The 17,613-nt window shown below is 50.7% G+C and carries 12 protein-coding genes; 4 read left to right on the top strand and 8 right to left on the bottom strand.

Translation table 11 applies throughout. The annotated features are described in order from the left end of the window. Positions 1 to 71: 71 nt before the first annotated feature. Positions 72 to 806 (top strand): NUDIX hydrolase, encoded by a 735-nt coding sequence (locus PQG66_RS20760; RefSeq protein WP_272039710.1) that lies wholly within the window; start codon positions 72 to 74, stop codon positions 804 to 806. 154 nt (positions 807 to 960) lie between these two features. Here PQG66_RS20760 and PQG66_RS20755 read toward each other — a convergent pair whose 3' ends face one another. Both PQG66_RS20755 and PQG66_RS20750 read right to left on the bottom strand, forming a co-directional pair. Next, complete coding sequence (locus PQG66_RS20755; protein WP_272039709.1) at positions 961 to 1,764, bottom strand: TrmB family transcriptional regulator; 804 nt, start codon at positions 1,762 to 1,764, stop codon at positions 961 to 963. Positions 1,765 to 1,829: 65 nt separating this feature from the next. After that, a complete protein-coding gene (locus PQG66_RS20750; protein ID WP_272039708.1) occupies positions 1,830 to 2,645 on the bottom strand; it encodes a zinc ribbon domain-containing protein in 816 nt (271 codons plus the stop codon). Positions 2,646 to 3,011: 366 nt separating this feature from the next. On the opposite strand from PQG66_RS20750, the gene PQG66_RS20745 reads away from it, so the two are divergent. Next, positions 3,012 to 5,756, top strand: coding sequence for a UvrD-helicase domain-containing protein (locus PQG66_RS20745; RefSeq protein WP_272039707.1), 2,745 nt, complete (start codon positions 3,012 to 3,014; stop codon positions 5,754 to 5,756). A 214-nt stretch (positions 5,757 to 5,970) separates the two neighbouring features. Then, positions 5,971 to 6,339 (top strand): hypothetical protein, encoded by a 369-nt coding sequence (locus PQG66_RS20740; RefSeq protein ID WP_272039706.1) that lies wholly within the window; start codon positions 5,971 to 5,973, stop codon positions 6,337 to 6,339. 120 nt (positions 6,340 to 6,459) lie between these two features. Here PQG66_RS20740 and PQG66_RS20735 read toward each other — a convergent pair whose 3' ends face one another. Continuing rightward, positions 6,460 to 7,530, bottom strand: a complete 1,071-nt coding sequence (locus PQG66_RS20735; RefSeq protein ID WP_272039705.1) for a Gfo/Idh/MocA family protein — start codon at positions 7,528 to 7,530, stop codon at positions 6,460 to 6,462. Between the two features lie 292 nt (positions 7,531 to 7,822). Here PQG66_RS20735 and PQG66_RS20730 point away from each other — a divergent pair, with 292 nt between their 5' ends. Next, complete coding sequence (locus tag PQG66_RS20730) at positions 7,823 to 8,881, top strand: copper amine oxidase N-terminal domain-containing protein (RefSeq protein WP_272039704.1); 1,059 nt, start codon at positions 7,823 to 7,825, stop codon at positions 8,879 to 8,881. Between the two features lie 151 nt (positions 8,882 to 9,032). Here the strand turns inward: PQG66_RS20730 and PQG66_RS20725 are convergent, their stop codons facing one another. The 5 genes from PQG66_RS20725 to PQG66_RS20705 form a co-directional block, all read right to left on the bottom strand. Continuing rightward, entirely contained in the window at positions 9,033 to 10,001 is a 969-nt protein-coding gene (locus PQG66_RS20725; RefSeq protein ID WP_272039763.1) for a M15 family metallopeptidase, read from the bottom strand. A 310-nt stretch (positions 10,002 to 10,311) separates the two neighbouring features. After that, entirely contained in the window at positions 10,312 to 11,124 is an 813-nt protein-coding gene (locus tag PQG66_RS20720) for a hypothetical protein (protein ID WP_272039703.1), read from the bottom strand. A 46-nt stretch (positions 11,125 to 11,170) separates the two neighbouring features. After that, positions 11,171 to 14,458 carry a DEAD/DEAH box helicase gene (locus tag PQG66_RS20715; protein WP_272039762.1) on the bottom strand — a complete coding sequence of 1,096 codons (3,288 nt, stop codon included), beginning with the start codon at positions 14,456 to 14,458 and terminating at the stop codon, positions 11,171 to 11,173. Between the two features lie 206 nt (positions 14,459 to 14,664). Next, positions 14,665 to 15,096: a chemotaxis protein CheW gene (locus tag PQG66_RS20710; RefSeq protein ID WP_272039702.1), complete on the bottom strand. Its 432-nt coding sequence runs from the start codon at positions 15,094 to 15,096 to the stop codon at positions 14,665 to 14,667. A gap of 446 nt (positions 15,097 to 15,542) precedes the next feature. After that, positions 15,543 to 17,504 carry an alpha/beta fold hydrolase gene (locus tag PQG66_RS20705; RefSeq protein WP_272039701.1) on the bottom strand — a complete coding sequence of 654 codons (1,962 nt, stop codon included), beginning with the start codon at positions 17,502 to 17,504 and terminating at the stop codon, positions 15,543 to 15,545. Positions 17,505 to 17,613: the final 109 nt, after the last annotated feature.

Genomic DNA, 17,613 nt, shown 5'->3' with positions numbered 1-17,613 from the left:
TCCCCTTTCGTTAAAAACATACTTTGTGAAATTTTGAACTTTAAATTCTGCTATATAAGGAGATACGTTTCATGACTCCAGAACGTTTCGACATTTATAATGATCAGCACCAATGGATTGGGACAGCACCTCGTACCGAGGTTCATGCCAAAGGATATTGGCATCGTTCCTTTCACTGCTGGATCGTGCGTAATGAAGATGACAAGCGGATGGTTCTCTTTCAGCGGCGGCGGGATATTAAAGATACCTTCCCCGGATTTTACGACATTACGGCTGCAGGTCATCTCACTGTCGGTGAGAAGCTACAAGACGCACATCGGGAGCTGGAAGAAGAACTGGGTGTGCACACGTCGTTTGATGCACTAACTTATTTGTTTACCGCTACCCAGCAGCTTCAGGGTGAAGTGCGCGGAGTTCCGTTCTTGGACCGAGAAATCAGTGCAGTCTACGGTGTATATCTGAATCAGCCGCTAGAGAGTTATGCGCTGCAAGCTAGCGAAGTAGATAGCTTATATGAGGCACCACTGGATGACTTACTCGCCCTTTTCCGTCAGGAGACAGATGTGGTTCAAGCATCCGGTGTACGCCCGTATTCAGCTTCATCCATATCAGCAGACGCCGTATTATCTGGGCCACCGGACGACATATCAACACTAGCTGACCTGCCGTCTGATCTTGGCGATCATACGCCGTCTACTCGATCTGAACGCATCATATGTGATGTTCGCGCAGCAGACTTTGTGCCGCATGGAACCGCATATTATATCGATGTACTGGAAGCCCTGAAACGCGTTGAACAAGTATAGCTTCATTTTCTCAATAAAAGCACCACTTCATACCTCTACTATTCACTGGATTGAAAACAAACGCCGTAACATACGTCACCGCAATACTAAAAACACAAAAGGACGAAGCAGCAGCGAATGATCGCTCTGCCTCGTCCTCTTCTTTCTTCCTCCGTCACTGTCCCTTCTCGGGTGAAGGTGAAGCCCAGTACTGTGCAGCAATGTCAGCGTACCGTCGTCCGTAACGGGCCTCCAGCTCCGTCCCCATGTCCTGCTCCAGTTCGTATAACACCAATTCTTGTGCAAAATGATTCAGGAGTAAGCCCGTCATCACCGGATGCTCCGTGACCACGGCCTGAGTAGGGCAAGACTCCCCGCGCATGCCCAGCATGCACCACCGGCGATCGACGACGAGCGAGAACTTTCGCCCGGTGCCTGTGCTATGTGACAGAAATCCCTGTAAAGGGAGTGGCTGATCCACCATGCCTTCCCCACCTTCACAAGACCACAACAGGCGCACACCCCGAGCCTCGGCCTGCTGCAGATCCTCTCGAAGCAGCTCTGCTTCTTCTCGCCAGACGTCCACTACAATCTCGTGCTGTGCTGCGGCAAGTTCACGACTCAGGTTCTCAAACACATTTTTGTCGCCTTCCACATTGTAAAATACAGGCTTCTCCGGTTCGCTCTTCGGCATACTTCGCTCGACGTAATCCAAAGAGGTGTGCATCTGATCTGAAATCATACGTGTCATCTCTTCGGGTCTGAGCATGCTATATTTGGCAGGCTCGCCCGGACTGCATCGCAAAAATCCCCGTTGCTCCAGCCGTTGCAAGGTGGCGTATACATTCGAACGGGACACGCCCAGCCGCTTGGCTACCTCATATCCCGAAGCTGATCCCTGACGGGCTAATTCCACCATGATCCTGGACTCCATCTCGGTGAACCCGAGATGTCGTAAATGATGCAGCAGTTGGTCCATATATCTGTCCCCCCATGCTGTCAGCAACCAGCACTGCCTTACGGCAGCACGTCTACTGCATCAGATCAGATCTGCTCGGCTCCGCAGCGCGGGCACCACTTCGAGCCTTTTGGCAATTCAGATGCACATATCTGACATTTCACCATTTCACGCGGCACTTCGGTCTGCACATCCACGGTGTTCACGATTGGATTGTTTTCTTTCCAGTAACGGATACGCTCATCCAGCTCCTGCTGGCGCTCACGTTCCCGCTGCATCTCCTCTTCCCGGCGACGTTCCCACTCGGCATCGAATGCTTCCTTCTCTTCCAGCGTAAATTCGGTGCTGTTAAATCCAGGCTCGGTCTCCAGGTCCGCGATGGATGGAATCACGGTATGATACGGCTCGATCTCTTCATGCTCTTCCATAGCTGGTGCACTGAAAATGGACTGCTCCTCAGTCGGGTTTTGTGCAGCTGCGGCCTCTTGTTTGGCAGCTTTGGCAGCTCCTGTAGCCCCTGCAACTCCCGAAGCAGCTGCACCGGGTTTGAACTCACCCAACTTGCGTCCACACTTCGGACAGAAGTTGGCATCCAGAGATGCGACGTGTCCACACTCGCACAGACGTTCATTTTTCAGCTCGGCAATTTTGCTCCGCAGTGCGTCGATCTCATCTTGCAATTCGTCACACAGATGTGACAGATCCACCATCTCTTTTTCAGCCCGCGTCATGTCCTGCGCACGATACCCCTCATAGAAGATCCGGCCCATATCGGTAAAATGGACTTCCTGTTCCTGTTGCAAGCCCACAATCTGATTGTTTATTTTGCCAATTTCAACGGCGTGCTGGGCACGCTCTGTGGCTTTGTTTGCTCCGTTTTTGATACGCTGAAGCAGTTTCATAATCATTCCTCCTCTGTCCTGTCAAAACAATATCATTTCATTTTTCATTCATAGTTGGTCAGCTATCACAATATGCGATATGCCATGGGTATATAACTTATACGGTATGAAGCCAAAAAGTTGCGAAAACGTACGCCGCCCTCCGTTTTATACGGATATTGGATGGAAACAGGGGCTTTCGTCAAGACCATACGTTCGGTATAATGGAACTTTGGCTCCATATTTATAAAGCGATGACCTATGAAACACATATAATTCACAATTAACTCTATCTTACCAATTTACAATGCGATTGTGAAACGGGCAAATTCTTTACGTTTGAACGGGATCTATCAATCCCTGAATGTATACAGAGGTGGATGAAACATGTTAAGTCCGAACTCAACGTTCTACCCCCGTCCACTCGGGGTGACCCCAGCAGCGTCCTTGCCCCAATCTCCCTCCGCTCCACTGGAAACCAGCCGGCAGCTTGTGAGTGATGATCAGCAGGACGCCTATTATTTCCGCTCGCTTGAAGAAGCCGGCATTAAACTCAATGGCCCGCAAATCTCAGCCGTGCGCCATGGCAGAGGCCCTATACTTACGCTCGCAGGCGCGGGCTGCGGCAAAACGACCGTACTGGCTGCAAGAGCGGGCTATCTGATGGAGGTCAGTGGTGTACACGCAGGTAGCATTCTACTCGTGACATTTACGAATAAAGCTGCTGCCGAGATGAAAGACCGGATTGCTGCCTTACCGGGAATAAGACCTGCTGCGGCAAGAGCGGTGCAGGCTCGTACGTTTCACTCGTTCGCACTGACTCTGCTGCGCCATTACGGAGTGCAGGAGGACATATTTGGCGAGCCGCGTGCCCAGCATACAGTGCTGAAAATGTTGCTGCGCCAGAATGGCATGAGCGAGGCATTTCAGCCGGAGAGCCTGCTGGCGATGCTCTCTGCCTGGAAGATGCAGGGCTCAGACACGGCAGACCTGCCGGAGAAAACGCAGGATGAACGCGATGCCAAGCGAGTGCTGCTCGGATACGAGACCTGGAAGCAGGATCGCGGCAAAATGGATTTTGATGATATCCTGCTGCGCGCGGCTGCGCTGCTTCGTGATCCTGCGGTGTTAAAGCCGCTGCAGCGGCGTTTTCAATACATTATGGTCGATGAATTTCAGGATACGAATCGGCTGCAATACGAGATTGTGCAGATGCTTGCTGCGGCTCACCGCAATCTGATGGTGGTTGGAGACGATGACCAGACGATCTATACGTTCAACGGCGCAAGGCAGGAATCGATTTTGGAATTCGATAAAGTATACCCCGGCGCACGCATCGTGACGCTGGATATTAATTACCGCAGTGATGCGCGCATTCTGGGGCTAGGTAGTGAGCTGGTTGCTCGCAACAAACGCAGACGGGACAAACGCTTGCGCGCGGCAGGACAGCGCGGAGATGCGCCAAGGTTCGCCACCCCATCGAACGCCGAGGAAGAAGCTGCCTGGGTCGTGAATCAGATCTGTCAGCAAGTAGAGGAAGGACAGTATCCGTATCGAGATATCGCCATCTTGCACCGGACAGCCAGCAGCAGCCGGGCGGTGTTTGAGCAACTGGTGCTGAAGGATGTACCTTTTGTACAACACGGGGCTGCGCCGGTATTCTATGATCAGTCTCTCATCAAACCGCTGATGGATCATATGCGGCTGTCGTTGAACCCAAGGGCGATGGATGCTCTGCCAAGTGCACTCGGTCCGCTGTACGTATCCCGGGATGCGGGCCTGGAATGGATTCAGCGCTGTGAACAGGAGCAGCCCAAAAAATATCCGCTGATTCATCTGAGCAAATGGGACAAGCTGAAGCCTTTTCAACAAGAACAGGTCAAGGAACGCATCAAGCTGATCAAATCCCTGCACAAGCTAAAACCGATTATTGCGATCCAGGAGATGCGCAGACAGTTCTACGATAAATATATGGAGAGCGGCGATCCGACGATCTTCACCCACTATAAGGAAACGATGCTGGAAACACTGGATGAATTCGAAGCGGCTGTCAAAAAGTTTGAAACCGTAGAGGAATTCGTGCAATTCGCCGACGAGTTGTCCCGCAGACACCGTGAGATGGAATCTCTTCGCCGCGCGCAGGATAGTGATGCAGTACAGCTCATGACCATTCACCGGGCCAAAGGACTGGAGTTCCCTTGTGTCTACTGGATTGGAGCGAGCGAAGGCATCGTACCGCATAGCACCGCTCTGCGTCAGGATATTCCTGAGGACCAGAAGGCAGTACTCACCGTGCAGCAGACCGATGCCGAGCTGGACATGGCCCTAGAGGAAGAACGCAGACTGGCTTATGTGGCGATCACTCGTGCCAAGCAGCATCTGTATGTGACCTCACCAGCAAGCCATCATGGCAAACCTGCGGACGTGTCTCGCTTCCTGCTTGAAGCTTTTGGCATGGAGGTTCCGGACAAACGCAAAACACGGGAAGAAGCGCGCACAGGCGGCTCATCGTCTTATGGGAATCATGGGCATTCAAGCTCGTACAGGAGCAACCATGGTGGTGGCAATGGAAATGGGAACAGGTTAGATACGGGTAACAATAGAGGCCACAACAGCGGCAACAGGAACTGGAAAAGCATCGGGCATGCTGGAGACAGCCGTAAACGTGAAAGTGGTACGTATAGTACAGATCAACGTTCTTCATCTTATGCTCAACATGAACGGCAACGCAGTGCCATAAACTACAAGGATCATCGGGAAATGGAGATGCTGGATGAGCGAGATGAGGATCGTCTCATGGAGCGCCGAGGCAGTGGAATTATTCGAGATCATAAGGCTTTTAGTACACCAGGTCTTCATCCAAAAGCTACCGCTACAACCTTTACCTCGAGCACTTCCCGGAATGCGGGTTCCTCTCAAGCTGGTGCGAGCAGAGCCGAGCGGACAGAAACGGTAGCGGTCTGGAAATGCAGCTCGGCTACGTGCAAAGCTTGGTTACGGCAGAAACCAGTTGTGCCCTCTGGCAAAGCATCGAAAAAAACAACCTCTGGCCCGCCCGCCTGTCCATTATGTTCTGGGACGATGATCGCTGGTACTCGGGAGGTTCCTGTTACGAATCGGTTCGGAAAATAGTCATTTTCTACATCACCGTATTCTCCGCATTCTCCGCGATTGGTTATCTGAAAATGTAAATATGTTAATTGGTTAACCACTTATTTAGCACATAGAGGGGCTTCATCTTCGTTTCAGGGCGCTTGCTGCTGTTTTATTAACAGTAGAAGCGTCTTTTTTTTTCCAATTCAACAGTAACAGGACTTTTTTTCAATATTGAAATGGGGGTTGGATTATGCAGGACGGTAAACAACATCTGTATGTATCGGTAACTCATAACCTTATTGAGCAAACGAAAAACGAATCTACACCGTTTGAAGTGCTTCTGGATGACGGACAATTGGCAACATTGCAGGATCTGATGAAAGTGCTGGAAGATGGTGATGACTATTCGTTGCAGCGAGCACCCGTACCTTACAAGTCGGCAGATCATGATGAGGGAAATGAACGATTTACAGATGGCGTAACGATGTTGTACACCTTTCTCTACGATCACGGCACACCGGAGACCAGACAAGCCATAGAGGAGATGAACGTGCTTCCCAAGCTGCAAGATACCGACTACGATGACCCGGGTTATGAACACTCGCCAATGAATAAATAATCAATAACCCTCCTTCTAATGAGTAGAACTCGGAAGGAGGGTTATTCTGTCAGCGAACGTTTCACGTTATAAATCTGAATAGCATTCCCATGTTAGTAGTTAAGTTCTACCGTTCAAATCTTAGTCCAGCCGGATCTCCTGCCCTTTCTCGGCAGACTCGTAGATGGCACACAGCATACGGGTAGAAGTTACCCCATCCGCAATCGGACTAATCGGAGGTGTACCGTTCAGACTGCATGCCACAAAATGATCAATCTGATTCTGGAATGCACCGTGGATATCCAGACCCGAATGATCCGTCTGAGGCTCAATATTCATAATCGTGTCATGTTTCTCCGAAACAATCAGCGTTTTGGGCTCCAGTTCAAACCCTCCACGTTCCCCGTACAACCTAACATAGGACTCATCCTCGCGGGCATGCAAGGTAAAGCTCACATCGACCACCAGTGAAGCGCCATTTTCAAAACGAATCAGAGCGTTCGCCATATCTTCCACATTATTGATCGCTGCACTGTAATCCGCTGCTTTGTAAAATGAGAGATGTTCAATATTCGCACGATTGCCGAGTTTTCGGTACGTATTTCCACTGACGGATACTGGCTTCGGTCTACCCATCAGATACCAGCACTGATCAATGATATGTACACCCAGATCAATTAGTGGTCCACCGCCGGACCGAGCCTTGTCCGCAAACCAGCCGCCCGGATTACCCAGACGTCGCAGAATAGATGCCTTCGCATAATATAGCTCACCAAACTCGCCAGCATCAATGAACCTGCGTAACATCTGCATATTGTTATCATAACGGCGTACAAAGCCAACAACGAGCGTACGTCCGCTCTTTTTCACCGCTTCCTCAATCCGTAGTGCGTCTTCAACATTGGTAGCCACCGGCTTTTCCAGAAGCACATGCTTGCCCGCTTCCAGTGCAGCAATAGCGAATTCCGCATGGGTGTTATTCCATGTGCAGATACTGACGGCATCCACATGCGGGTCTTCGAGCATCTCACGATAGTTAGTGTATACGGATTGAGCGTCATACTTCTGCGCAACCGCCTTGGCCCGCTCCTCGTTCAGATCACAGATGGCATAGATAACGGCATCCTTATTTTTGGCATAATACCTCATATGAAGATCCGAGATAGAACCTGTACCGATCATACCGATATGCAGCATTTGCTTAGTGCTCATCTTCGTTTTCCCTCCATTTTCCAAAACTTCTTTAACGTCTAGTCTGCCCGCAGCATGCCTTCATAAATCCCCGGTGTTGAATTTTCAGCTTTGTCCGCATATCTTGAAATTAACCTAATCCTATTGCGGATAACCTGCCTACTAAGCATTCATTGGAATTTAACGGCCATCTTTTTTCTTCCGTGTATATCTATTCGCAACCCTACGGCATGTTATCTCGTCAGTTAATGATATGCGGGCCTCTTATACAAGAGATTACCGCAACATAACACTAATGAGAAGGGATGATCTTATGAAGAACAACATGAAAAAAGTAAGCACCCTGGTCGCCCTTTCCATGGCGCTGAGCGGCGGATCTGCTTATGCTGCAACCATGGAAAACACCATATCTTCAGCGCAGGAGAACAGCGCTCTAACCACGAGTATTGCCGCCGAAGCTATACAGGTATCCGTCAACGGTGCATCTGTTGCCCATGGATACTGGAATCAAGATCAGAAAACAGCCATGATTCCGCTACGCGCCCTGACGGAAGCACTCGGGATCGAGCTGAAATGGAATAAAGAAGACAAGTCTGCAGAACTGACTCGCGGTACGCTGTGGACTCAGGTATTTACAGGTAAAGACCGTTATTCTGTGAACAAAATGTTGCTAACTCTGGGCATTGCTCCTGAAATTAAAGATGGGATACTTTACGTGCCCGCTGTTTTTGCGGAGAAAGTTCTACATGCACAAGTAAACACAGCCGGGAATCAGGTGACGATCACAAGTGAGGAGGACGTGAAGACAGTAGTGGAACGCGGTGTAATTACCCTGATCTCCAATCAGGATACATATCCATCCATCCAGATTGGTGGTGCGGGACCGGATGGCATCGTACTGAATCTGAACGAGGATACGCAATTCATTTCCGCAGATGGAAAAGAAATTTCACTTGCTGATCTCTCCATCGGTATGGTCGTGGAGGCCGAGCATTCCCTGGCAGCCACTCTAAGTTTGCCACCACAGACACCAACATATAAAGTGACCGTACTGGATACGGCAGCCGAAATAGCAGCACAGCCCGCAGAGTCTTTTGGTACAGCAGGTTCGATTGAAAATGTAGATACAAAGGATGGCATCGTTACCCAGATTGAGATTACCGGCACACGCCTGACTGAAACTGCGCCGGATCATGTCGTATTAAATATCGACAAAGCCACTTCGCTCGTGAATCCGAAAGGCGAAGTCATACAAGCGGAGCAACTGACCAAAGGAACCAAAGTGATCGGATTCTACAGCCCAGCGTTGACACGGAGCCTGCCTCCAATCGGCACTGCTTGGAAAGTTGTTGTGGAGCTCCCAGAAGTTTAGCACAAGCTGAGTAATACTTGGTCTTCCCAAAAACAGTTGATATGGAATCACGTATATGATTGTTTATTCAGAAAACAACAAATCCCCTGATCTGACGCCCGGGATCTGCTATTAAACCGGAGTCATTCAGGGGATTTGTTGTTGTTCCATGTTACAGCTTGATGTTCGCCTCATCAAAGTATTCCTCAAGTGTCAATCCACTCTGCACCACATCCGGTGCAAGATCGGCACCCACGTAGCGAATATGCCAAGGCTCGTATACGTAACCCGTTACGTCCTCTTCGCCTTTTGGATAACGGATGATAAACCCATATTCAGCAGCATGTTCATCCAGCCATTGACCTTCTTTGGATGAGCCAAACACCTCTTCGAGCACATTGCCAACACTTGGACTGGATACATCCATGGCAAGCCCTGTCTGGTGTTCACTTCGGCCCGGAACGGCACTCACACGGGAAGCATACTCTTCTCCTTTAGTTTTCACATTATTATTGTAGATGGATACCTGACGTTGGTAAGATCGATAGCCAGACACTGCACGAAGCTCTATACCATCTGCCTTTGCACCAGCAAACAGTTTCTCCAGCGCTTCGGCAGCTTCTTTGCGCATTTGTCTCTTCTCATGTGGCCCATCAAAAGAAAACGGCACATCTGGCTCCACCAGATCACTCGGCTCGTACCCTTCCGGCAGACTGCGTTGCTTGTTAACAATCACGGTCATTGCCTGAGCATTGGTCACCACAGACTGGGAATCAATGGTCGTCTGGAGGGCACTAATGCTGCGTTTCTCCATAAGTGGATCTTCTGCTGTTGCACTACCATTTCCATTGGAACCCTGCTCTCCTGCAGGTGCACTATCTGATCCGCTGCCTGCCCCTTCATCGCTGCCCGAATTCGTTGTGCTATCCCCTTCGGCATTTCCCTTCCCATTCGAGTCTGATTCATCGGTCAAATGAACGGTTGTTCCATCGGCTCCCTGTTCCGTGCTGGATGGTCCACTGGCATTCTGATTGTCCTTCGCGCCGGAACCGTTCTGACACGCTGCTAACAACGCTCCACATATCATAAGTGAGGACAGCAGAACCACGATCCGGCGCTGTCTTCCTGCTCCTGATTTCATCATAAAACTCCTATCACCTTAGTAGAATGAATATTTCTTAATACTTGTTCTCACGGTTACGATAATGTTCCCTGCGACAGTATACCGTAAATGGTTAATAAGCTCCACCTGTAAAGAGCCGCTTCTCCCAGTCTCTATGCGGAGATATACCCGTTATACAGCCTTTACCCTTGTTTTCTGTACATTTAATGTAACATCCCAAACTTAGACAGCTTCGATGCAAACTGGAAATGAGAAATGAGAACTAGGGCTTCACAAAAAAACAAGCAGGAGTGATCTGAGATCTCCCCCGCTGTACTTGTTGTATGCTTCACTTCGTTGCCGGGCTGTCCTTGTACTTCTGGACAGCCTGCCACATCCGCGCTGCCACGCGCTCGCGGATGAGATCCAGACCGGCTGCTGCGGGCACACCCGGCAGCAGCGCGGTCAGCTCGGGCAGCGCAGGCGGCTGGCCCGGCTGCGCGAGCCGCACCTCCACGGCGCCGAAGCCCGGCCCCGGCTGGTGCATGGCGCCGTCTGCGGCGGCCTCGGCGATCCACTCGCCGACGGCTGCGCCGCCTTCGCCAGCCCGCGCCTGCGGGCGGCCCGCCGTCTCCGCTGCGCGGCCAGCGCCGCTGGGGTCATGGGCAAGTTCCTCTGCCCATGATCCCAGCACGCCGGCAAGCAGCGCTTCGCGCGGCAGGCCGGCGTGCGCCAGCTGCAGCAGCGGCTCGGCCGCGAGGCGCGCAGCAACGGCACGCTCCGCCGCCGCAGCATGCGCGCAGCGATCGCGGCCGCAGGTGCACGCCTCGGCGGCTGGTGCACCAAGTGCAGCAACGCCTGGCGCACCAGCCGCCGCGGGCAACAGCCCGGCGAGCTCCTCTGGCGCCGGGCCGCCGCGCAGCAGGGCATACAGCGCCAAGGGGCGCTTGCGCAACTGAGCCAGCACGGCCTCTCGCTCCGCCTCGCTTAGCTGCGGCAGCTTACCTGTGACCGTGAACACGCCGGGTGCGGCTGTTCCGGTCTGATCTGCCTCAGCGGAACCAGACACCGTCTCTTCCGAATCCGCTGCTGTATTCACCTCTGCTGTCCATACCCCGGGGGACATATGCAGCTCAATCTTCCATTTTTCGCTCATCATCATCCCCCTCTCTTCATTCAATATCTGAACTACCGTTTATCCTGGTAAACTACAGCCAATTCTCCCCTTGCAGCGAGATCAGGCTGCGCAGCTCGTCATCCGACATTTCGGTCAGCCAGTTCTCTCCTGAGCCAACAACCTGCTCGGATAGAGCCTTCTTGCTCTCAATCAGTTCATCAATTCGTTCCTCTAATGTGCCCTGACAGATGAGCTTGTGCACCTGAACGTTGCGATTCTGTCCGATCCGGAATACACGGTCTGTCGCCTGATTCTCCACCGCTGGATTCCACCAGCGGTCATAGTGGATCACATGGCTTGCCCTCGTCAGATTCAGCCCTACTCCACCAGCGCGAAGGGAAAGAACAAACATAGAAGGACCTTCTCCTTTTTGGAAGGTCTCCACCATCTCGTCCCGCTGCGCCTTCGATACGCCACCATGCAGGAAATAAGGCTCCACCTCATAACGCCGCTTCAGTCTGGAAACTAACAATTCCCCCATCGAAACATATTGGGTGAAGATCAGCGCCGACTCTCCGTTATCTTGAATAGCATCCAGCAACTCCAGGAGCCGCTCCATTTTGCCGGACGCTTCCGCCTTGCCATGATCCCTCCGATTGCTGTCTGCTAACGCAGGATGGTCACAGATCTGCTTCAATTTGGTTAAGGACGATAACACGATGCCTTTGCGTGCAATGCCATTTCGGCCGTCCAGACCGCCCATAAGCTCATCCACCACACGTTGATACATTATCGTCTGTTCCGGAGTCAACGAACAATAGGATTTCAGTTCAAGCTTCTCTGGCAGATCTTTACGAATATCCGGATCACTTTTCAATCGGCGAAGCATAAAGGGAGAGACCAGCCGATGAAGCTCACGCAGGGAGGCCGCATTTTCCTCCGTTGGAGCGAGCCCCGTGTAACGCTGACGAAACGAAGTAGATGTGCCAAGATATCCCGGATTGAGGAATTGGAAAATCGACCAAAGCTCACTGAGCCGGTTTTCCACAGGCGTCCCTGTCATCGCAATCCGGTGAAAAGTAGATAATCGCATGACACTCTGTGCCTGCTTCGTACGGTAATTCTTAATATACTGCGCCTCATCCAGTACAACCGTAGACCAATGCAATGAAGCCAGGTCCGGGCCGTCACGGCCAGCGAGATGATACGTGGTGAGTACAATGTCATATTTCTGAGCCTCCGCTTGGAAGACCTCACCATGCAGCCGCTGTCCACCATGATGAATGTACAGAGACAGGTCTGGCGCAAAACGCTTCAGCTCACGCTGCCAGTTACCCAGTAGTGATGTTGGACAGACGATAAGGGCTGGCCACTGACCTTCAAGAAGATCGGTAGAAGCCTGCGAAGCAACCGCAGGCAACGCTCCATTGGACTTAATCCGCTTGGACTCCTTGGTTCCCTTCTGTTCACGTTCAGACATTTCTTCAGCTAGCGATGTTACATGTGCAGTCCGATCAACAACTGCATCTCCTTGTGCTTCCTGTAAAGTTTTCTGCCGCTCTTCCTGCTTGCGATCGAGCAAACAGGTGATGACCTGGATCGTTTTGCCGAGTCCCATATCATCCGCAAGACACACCCCGAAACCCAGCTCCCCCATAGCAGATAACCACTGAAATCCACGTTCCTGATATGGACGAAGTTCTCCATGCAACTCCGCAGGCACTGGACGCGGTTCAATGTTGCGAAGCACCTGTCCTTCGAGCAGGAAAGCAAGCATGCCTTCGGATTCAGCACCGAAGACAGACATCCCTTTCCATATGGAATCCTCCCCTTCATCCGCAGCCAGATGTAGCCATTCAGAAAGAGGCATGTATTGTTCTTCTTCTTTTTTCATATAACGCATTACTTGGCGAATCTCTTTGGTGTCCACTTCAATCCATTCCCCGCGGAACATCACGTAGGGAACGGTGGATTCAGCCAGTTCGGCGAGTTCCTCGGCTGTAATCGGCTTACCATCCAACATCGGCTCTGCTGTAAAGGCAACCAGTTGTTCCATGCCCAGCGCAGATACAGATCCAGGCTGACGATCAGGAGCTCCATTCACCATCTGCAACCGCAACCCAGCACGTCGTTTTCCCGCACGGCTCCACCTCGAAGGCATCAAGACCGTTACTCCTGCCTTTTGCAGCTTGGGAACCGCATGAGTTAGAAACTCAAAAAAGCTCTGCTGCTGCAGGTGAATCCCCTCGGGACGAGCATGCAACAGAGCGGTCTCCAATTCCGGAGCCAGTTCAGAAGCCTGACCGATAGCCATAAGTAATTGCTCTGCCACTGAGGTGTAATAGACCTTGCCGCGATCCAGGTCACGCTCAGGATGTGCCCATATACTTCGTGCAGGCAGCCTGAGGCCTGATTCCTGATCACTATTCACCCAGAAGCTGATCCCCCAGGTGGAATCTGTTTCACCTAGTGGCGGCTCTAGGCGCAGGACCAGTTCAAGTTTCCCCTCGACAGGTGGCGTCTCCTCAGCGCGTAACGTCGGGATTGTCGTCCCCCCTGCTTCTTGAATCAGATCGACAAAGGCAGTCATTTCATCTGTCGGCCCCTGTACGGTAACAGGACGGAACATCGAGATCAGACTGTTCCACCAGAGTTCAGATACAGGTGAAGAACCACGCCTGAACGAAGTTCGGTAACGAGACAGCTCACTATCCATGCCTTCGAGTTCACTTGTCACCACTGCATGGATGATACCGCTCATGAATGAAAATAACACAGCCCCTGCGGCTTCCTCCCTTGTCTCGGGCTCCATGAATGCGTATGCCACGGGCGCTGACAGCGCAATGGGCGGCATCGACTCTGCAAGGCTTCTGAAACGCTCCTGATCTTCTTCAAGCTGCAAACGCGGCCGCCAAATTCCTGTTAAAGTCTCCTGTCCGGTTCGCCTTCTTGCACCTGTCTTCGCGGCAAATGCAGCGGCCGGAGCAAATGCACCTCGCAGCATCAGTTCCTGAGTGAACTGTGCCGCCTTGACCCAGTAACGCATCTCCTCTCCAGCCTGAATGCCAGCTGCATGCAACATCCGATCATCCCACTGCAACAGCAGCCTGAAAGCGTCCTTGGGTGGGACCGCCAAGCCTTCCAGTGTTCGTCCAAGCAACTGACGCCGTTTCGAATTTTTGGCTTCTGCCGTATTTCGAAGCGAATTCGGCCAGCGCAATTCCGCAAGTCGCAGCGCCGCAGGCTGAAACAGACGACCTGCGTCGCCGAATTTCAACCTCCTCACCACGTGGCTCCATGCATCCACACGAGGTTCCGATGTCTCACCAGAAAAACAAAAAAATACGTCTCCAAGCCATACTCCATACAGCGATTGCATCATTACAGTCTCCCGTCATCCCTTCGCATTGTTACTCTCCATCATATACGAAAATGAAAGGATTTAAAAACATTTACGTATAAAAAATACGGATTCATTTCGTTTTCTTCACAAAAAAAATGCTCCTTCTCCAGAAAACGGATAAGGAACATTTCGTTTAATTGTTGAAAGAATTGAGGCACCAAACCTTCACCGATTGTATCGAATCAAGATCGAACCAGACTGCCCAGCAATACATCCAGGTTCAATATACCCGCACGATGATCAGCACAAAATCCGATTTTGTCGAAAACGCCGATCATGAACCGACGATGCTCCTCAGCAGGTTCTTCGAAACGATCATATATTACAACCGAGTCCACCATGTCTACAACCAGAGGCACAAAGCCGTTCTTGTATGGGACAACGATAATCCGTGTAGATGAGGTATCTTCCTGATCCGGCATGCCCAGCAACACGCGAAGACTCACGACCGAAACCACCTTACCGTACAATGAAGCGAATCCTCTGATCTCGGGACTTCCGAAAGGCACCGTTGTTACTTCTACCATTCTGATGATTTCATGAACCTGATCAATGCGAAGCGCAAAAATCTGTTCTCCGACCGTGAAATTAATATATTGTACTACTTCATCCATAATTGTCCCCATACCCTCTCATTCCGTAAAATCAGATCTTCAACACGCTTTTGGCTGTCGAACTTTAGACGATGAGTCGTTACATGTTGTATCGGCAATTTCGGAGCAAATGTTTAGGCTTTAGACAACAAGAATCGTAGTCCTGACGCTTTTTCATCCTTTTTCTATAAATAGATTGTTAGATGCACTTTTCTGTGGATAACTCATTAAATATTCTTTAAACTTGCTTTTCATGGATAAAAATATAAAGTTATACCTGATTTGTGGATAAGTTGTGCACATATTGCTCACAACCTGTGGATATATATATTATTTTATGTGGATATTCACCATTTTAATGTGGACATGTGATGTATTTGTTTATATTTCTAACGCAGAACTTTGTCATAGTCAGTCCTGTTATCCTGTCGTGTGGACATATTGTGGAAAGCCTTTGAATTGCCGTATCAGAGTTTGGGTTCCTGCCCCTTGTTATTCACATGGTCGCCTTCAGCCCAATCGATGAGGATTTCCGCTGTCTGTTCGAACTGGAATACTGGAAAATAGTGACCATAAGGCACATCCACTTTTTTATAACCTTTGTGTAGTCCAGTCGGAAAATAATAATCCGTTTCCTTTTCCGCCCAAACAACCAATGGATCTGCTTCATGCCCCATGTCCTGAACATTCCCGTATGTATCCCAAAAGCTCGCTGTCTGCCTGTGTCCCAAGTGAATCCACCGCAATAAATCCACATGTGCGCCCGCTATACGAGGTGAACGAAGATAGCCGTGTACTCGCTCAGCCAGTCTCTCGACTCCCCCTTCCTGTATCACGTCACCATTGCCTGAACGAAACATCCGTGCCCAACTCCGCCGAGATCTAGTACGAAGCAGTAACCTGCCCACTCGACGCGGTAGGCGCAGCATCAGTTTGAATCGTGCATCTCTAGCATTGTCCGCGACAGGTTGGAGCAGGGCCAACCGAACATCGGTACGCCCGCTAAGCTGCAGTGCGGCGGCTGCGACAGAAGCACCCACAGAGTGACCAACCAGTTTGATTGGAGCCTGCATTTCGGATAAAGCATCGATAAGCGCTTGAACCTGACCTGTAAATGCATCTTGTTCTAGATGAACAGGTGAACGACCAAATCCTGCGAGATCAACAATCCATACGGGATTGCCCGTAAGTCTATGCAGCTCTGATCCCAGTGGAAGCAGATCATCCGCACTTTGGAGTAAACCGTGCACGATTACCCACGGCTCCCCCTCACCTTTCCAGCCTAACATTGCCAGATTACCTAATCGGGAACGGGTATAATCTGCTGGATAAGCTTCCGCTTCAGGCTTGGGCAGAAGACGATAATCCAGATCAGCAATGATGAACGGCAACTGCTCCCGGATATCAGGCCAATTTCGCCCCATTCGCTTCAACAGTACCTCCGTCTCCTGTACCGGGAATGTCCGATCTGTAATAAAAGCCAGTGATTGCGCAGGTATACCGCTAATACGGCTTCCTCCAAGGCTCATAAGGCGTTGAATCCAGGACAGCGGTAATGCTCCTGCTGGTTTAGGTACACTCAGTTGGGTCGTGATCACATTCAACAATTCCTTCATGTCCGGACTCTCCTCCTTACGCGCCAACAGTGGATAGGTCCCTCCTAACGGAGAATCATCCTGTATCAAAAACACCAAGGTCTCTGCCACCACATCGTTCTCCACCAGTGGTAGCCAGTAAGATGATCCACCAGGTACGACAGGCATAAAACCTCGCTGAACGGCGCCAATGAGTATTCCAATACCGCCTGTCTGCTCTGTCTCCCCCGTCGGACGAGGCCCAACCACTGTACTGGGATTTATGACAGATAACGGATAACCGTGCTGCTTCGCATGCTCTCGAATGTAACCATCTGCCTTAAATTTCATCTCTTCATACGCGCTCTCTTGACCCCCCTTATGGTTCGCCTCCATATGTTCCCCTTGCTGGTCTCCCTGCCCGTAAGGACTCATGAAACCAACGACATGAATAAAATGTCGCAATCCTCCACCACCTTGGTGCTGGATATCCTCTGCCAACTGAGTAATCTCCTTAGCCCCTTGCATGAAGATTTGCTCCGCCGTCTCTCGTTCCAATGTGATATCCATCGTGCCGCCCGCATGAAGAAGGACTCTTGCCTGCTTGATGTGTTCACGATCTGCTTGATCAAGTCCCAGACCTGGCAGAGATAAATCTCCCCTAATAAACGTTATCCGTTCAAAGTTCCTCACACCGTAACTCTCCAGTGCTGTTCTGGCCCGCTGTTCAGAGCGCACTAACAGAAGCATATGTATATTCGTTTTCTCTACAAGTTGTCTGACTGTTTCCTTTCCAATAAAACCGGTACTACCTGTCATGAAAAGAACGGTCTGTCCCCAATTGGTTAAGTTCATCACTATGCCTCCACACTATTTAACTTCCTTTATTTTTTGCTCTGTCTTTGCCTCATTCAATATCAAACTAATATTAGTACTATATAGTACTAGATATGTCCAAAAAAAA

The sequence above is a fragment of the Paenibacillus sp. JJ-100 genome (genome assembly GCF_948329825.1).
Taxonomy (GTDB): Bacteria; Bacillota; Bacilli; order Paenibacillales; family Paenibacillaceae; genus Paenibacillus.
This window is presented reverse-complemented; position numbering and strand designations above follow the sequence as displayed.

Bases quoted from the DNA above. Each gene is read 5' to 3' on its own strand.
- PQG66_RS20705 (WP_272039701.1), bottom strand. From the start codon at position 17,504: ATGAACTTAACCAATTGGGGACAGACCGTTCTTTTCATGACAGGTAGT.
- PQG66_RS20725 (WP_272039763.1), bottom strand. From the start codon at position 10,001: ATGAAATCAGGAGCAGGAAGACAGCGCCGGATCGTGGTTCTGCTGTCC.
- PQG66_RS20750 (WP_272039708.1), bottom strand. From the start codon at position 2,645: ATGAAACTGCTTCAGCGTATCAAAAACGGAGCAAACAAAGCCACAGAG.
- PQG66_RS20720 (WP_272039703.1), bottom strand. From the start codon at position 11,124: ATGATGATGAGCGAAAAATGGAAGATTGAGCTGCATATGTCCCCCGGG.
- PQG66_RS20715 (WP_272039762.1), bottom strand. From the start codon at position 14,458: ATGCAATCGCTGTATGGAGTATGGCTTGGAGACGTATTTTTTTGTTTT.
- PQG66_RS20735 (WP_272039705.1), bottom strand. From the start codon at position 7,530: ATGAGCACTAAGCAAATGCTGCATATCGGTATGATCGGTACAGGTTCT.
- PQG66_RS20740 (WP_272039706.1), top strand. From the start codon at position 5,971: ATGCAGGACGGTAAACAACATCTGTATGTATCGGTAACTCATAACCTT.
- PQG66_RS20730 (WP_272039704.1), top strand. From the start codon at position 7,823: ATGAAGAACAACATGAAAAAAGTAAGCACCCTGGTCGCCCTTTCCATG.
- PQG66_RS20710 (WP_272039702.1), bottom strand. From the start codon at position 15,096: ATGGATGAAGTAGTACAATATATTAATTTCACGGTCGGAGAACAGATT.
- PQG66_RS20745 (WP_272039707.1), top strand. From the start codon at position 3,012: ATGTTAAGTCCGAACTCAACGTTCTACCCCCGTCCACTCGGGGTGACC.
- PQG66_RS20755 (WP_272039709.1), bottom strand. From the start codon at position 1,764: ATGGACCAACTGCTGCATCATTTACGACATCTCGGGTTCACCGAGATG.
- PQG66_RS20760 (WP_272039710.1), top strand. From the start codon at position 72: ATGACTCCAGAACGTTTCGACATTTATAATGATCAGCACCAATGGATT.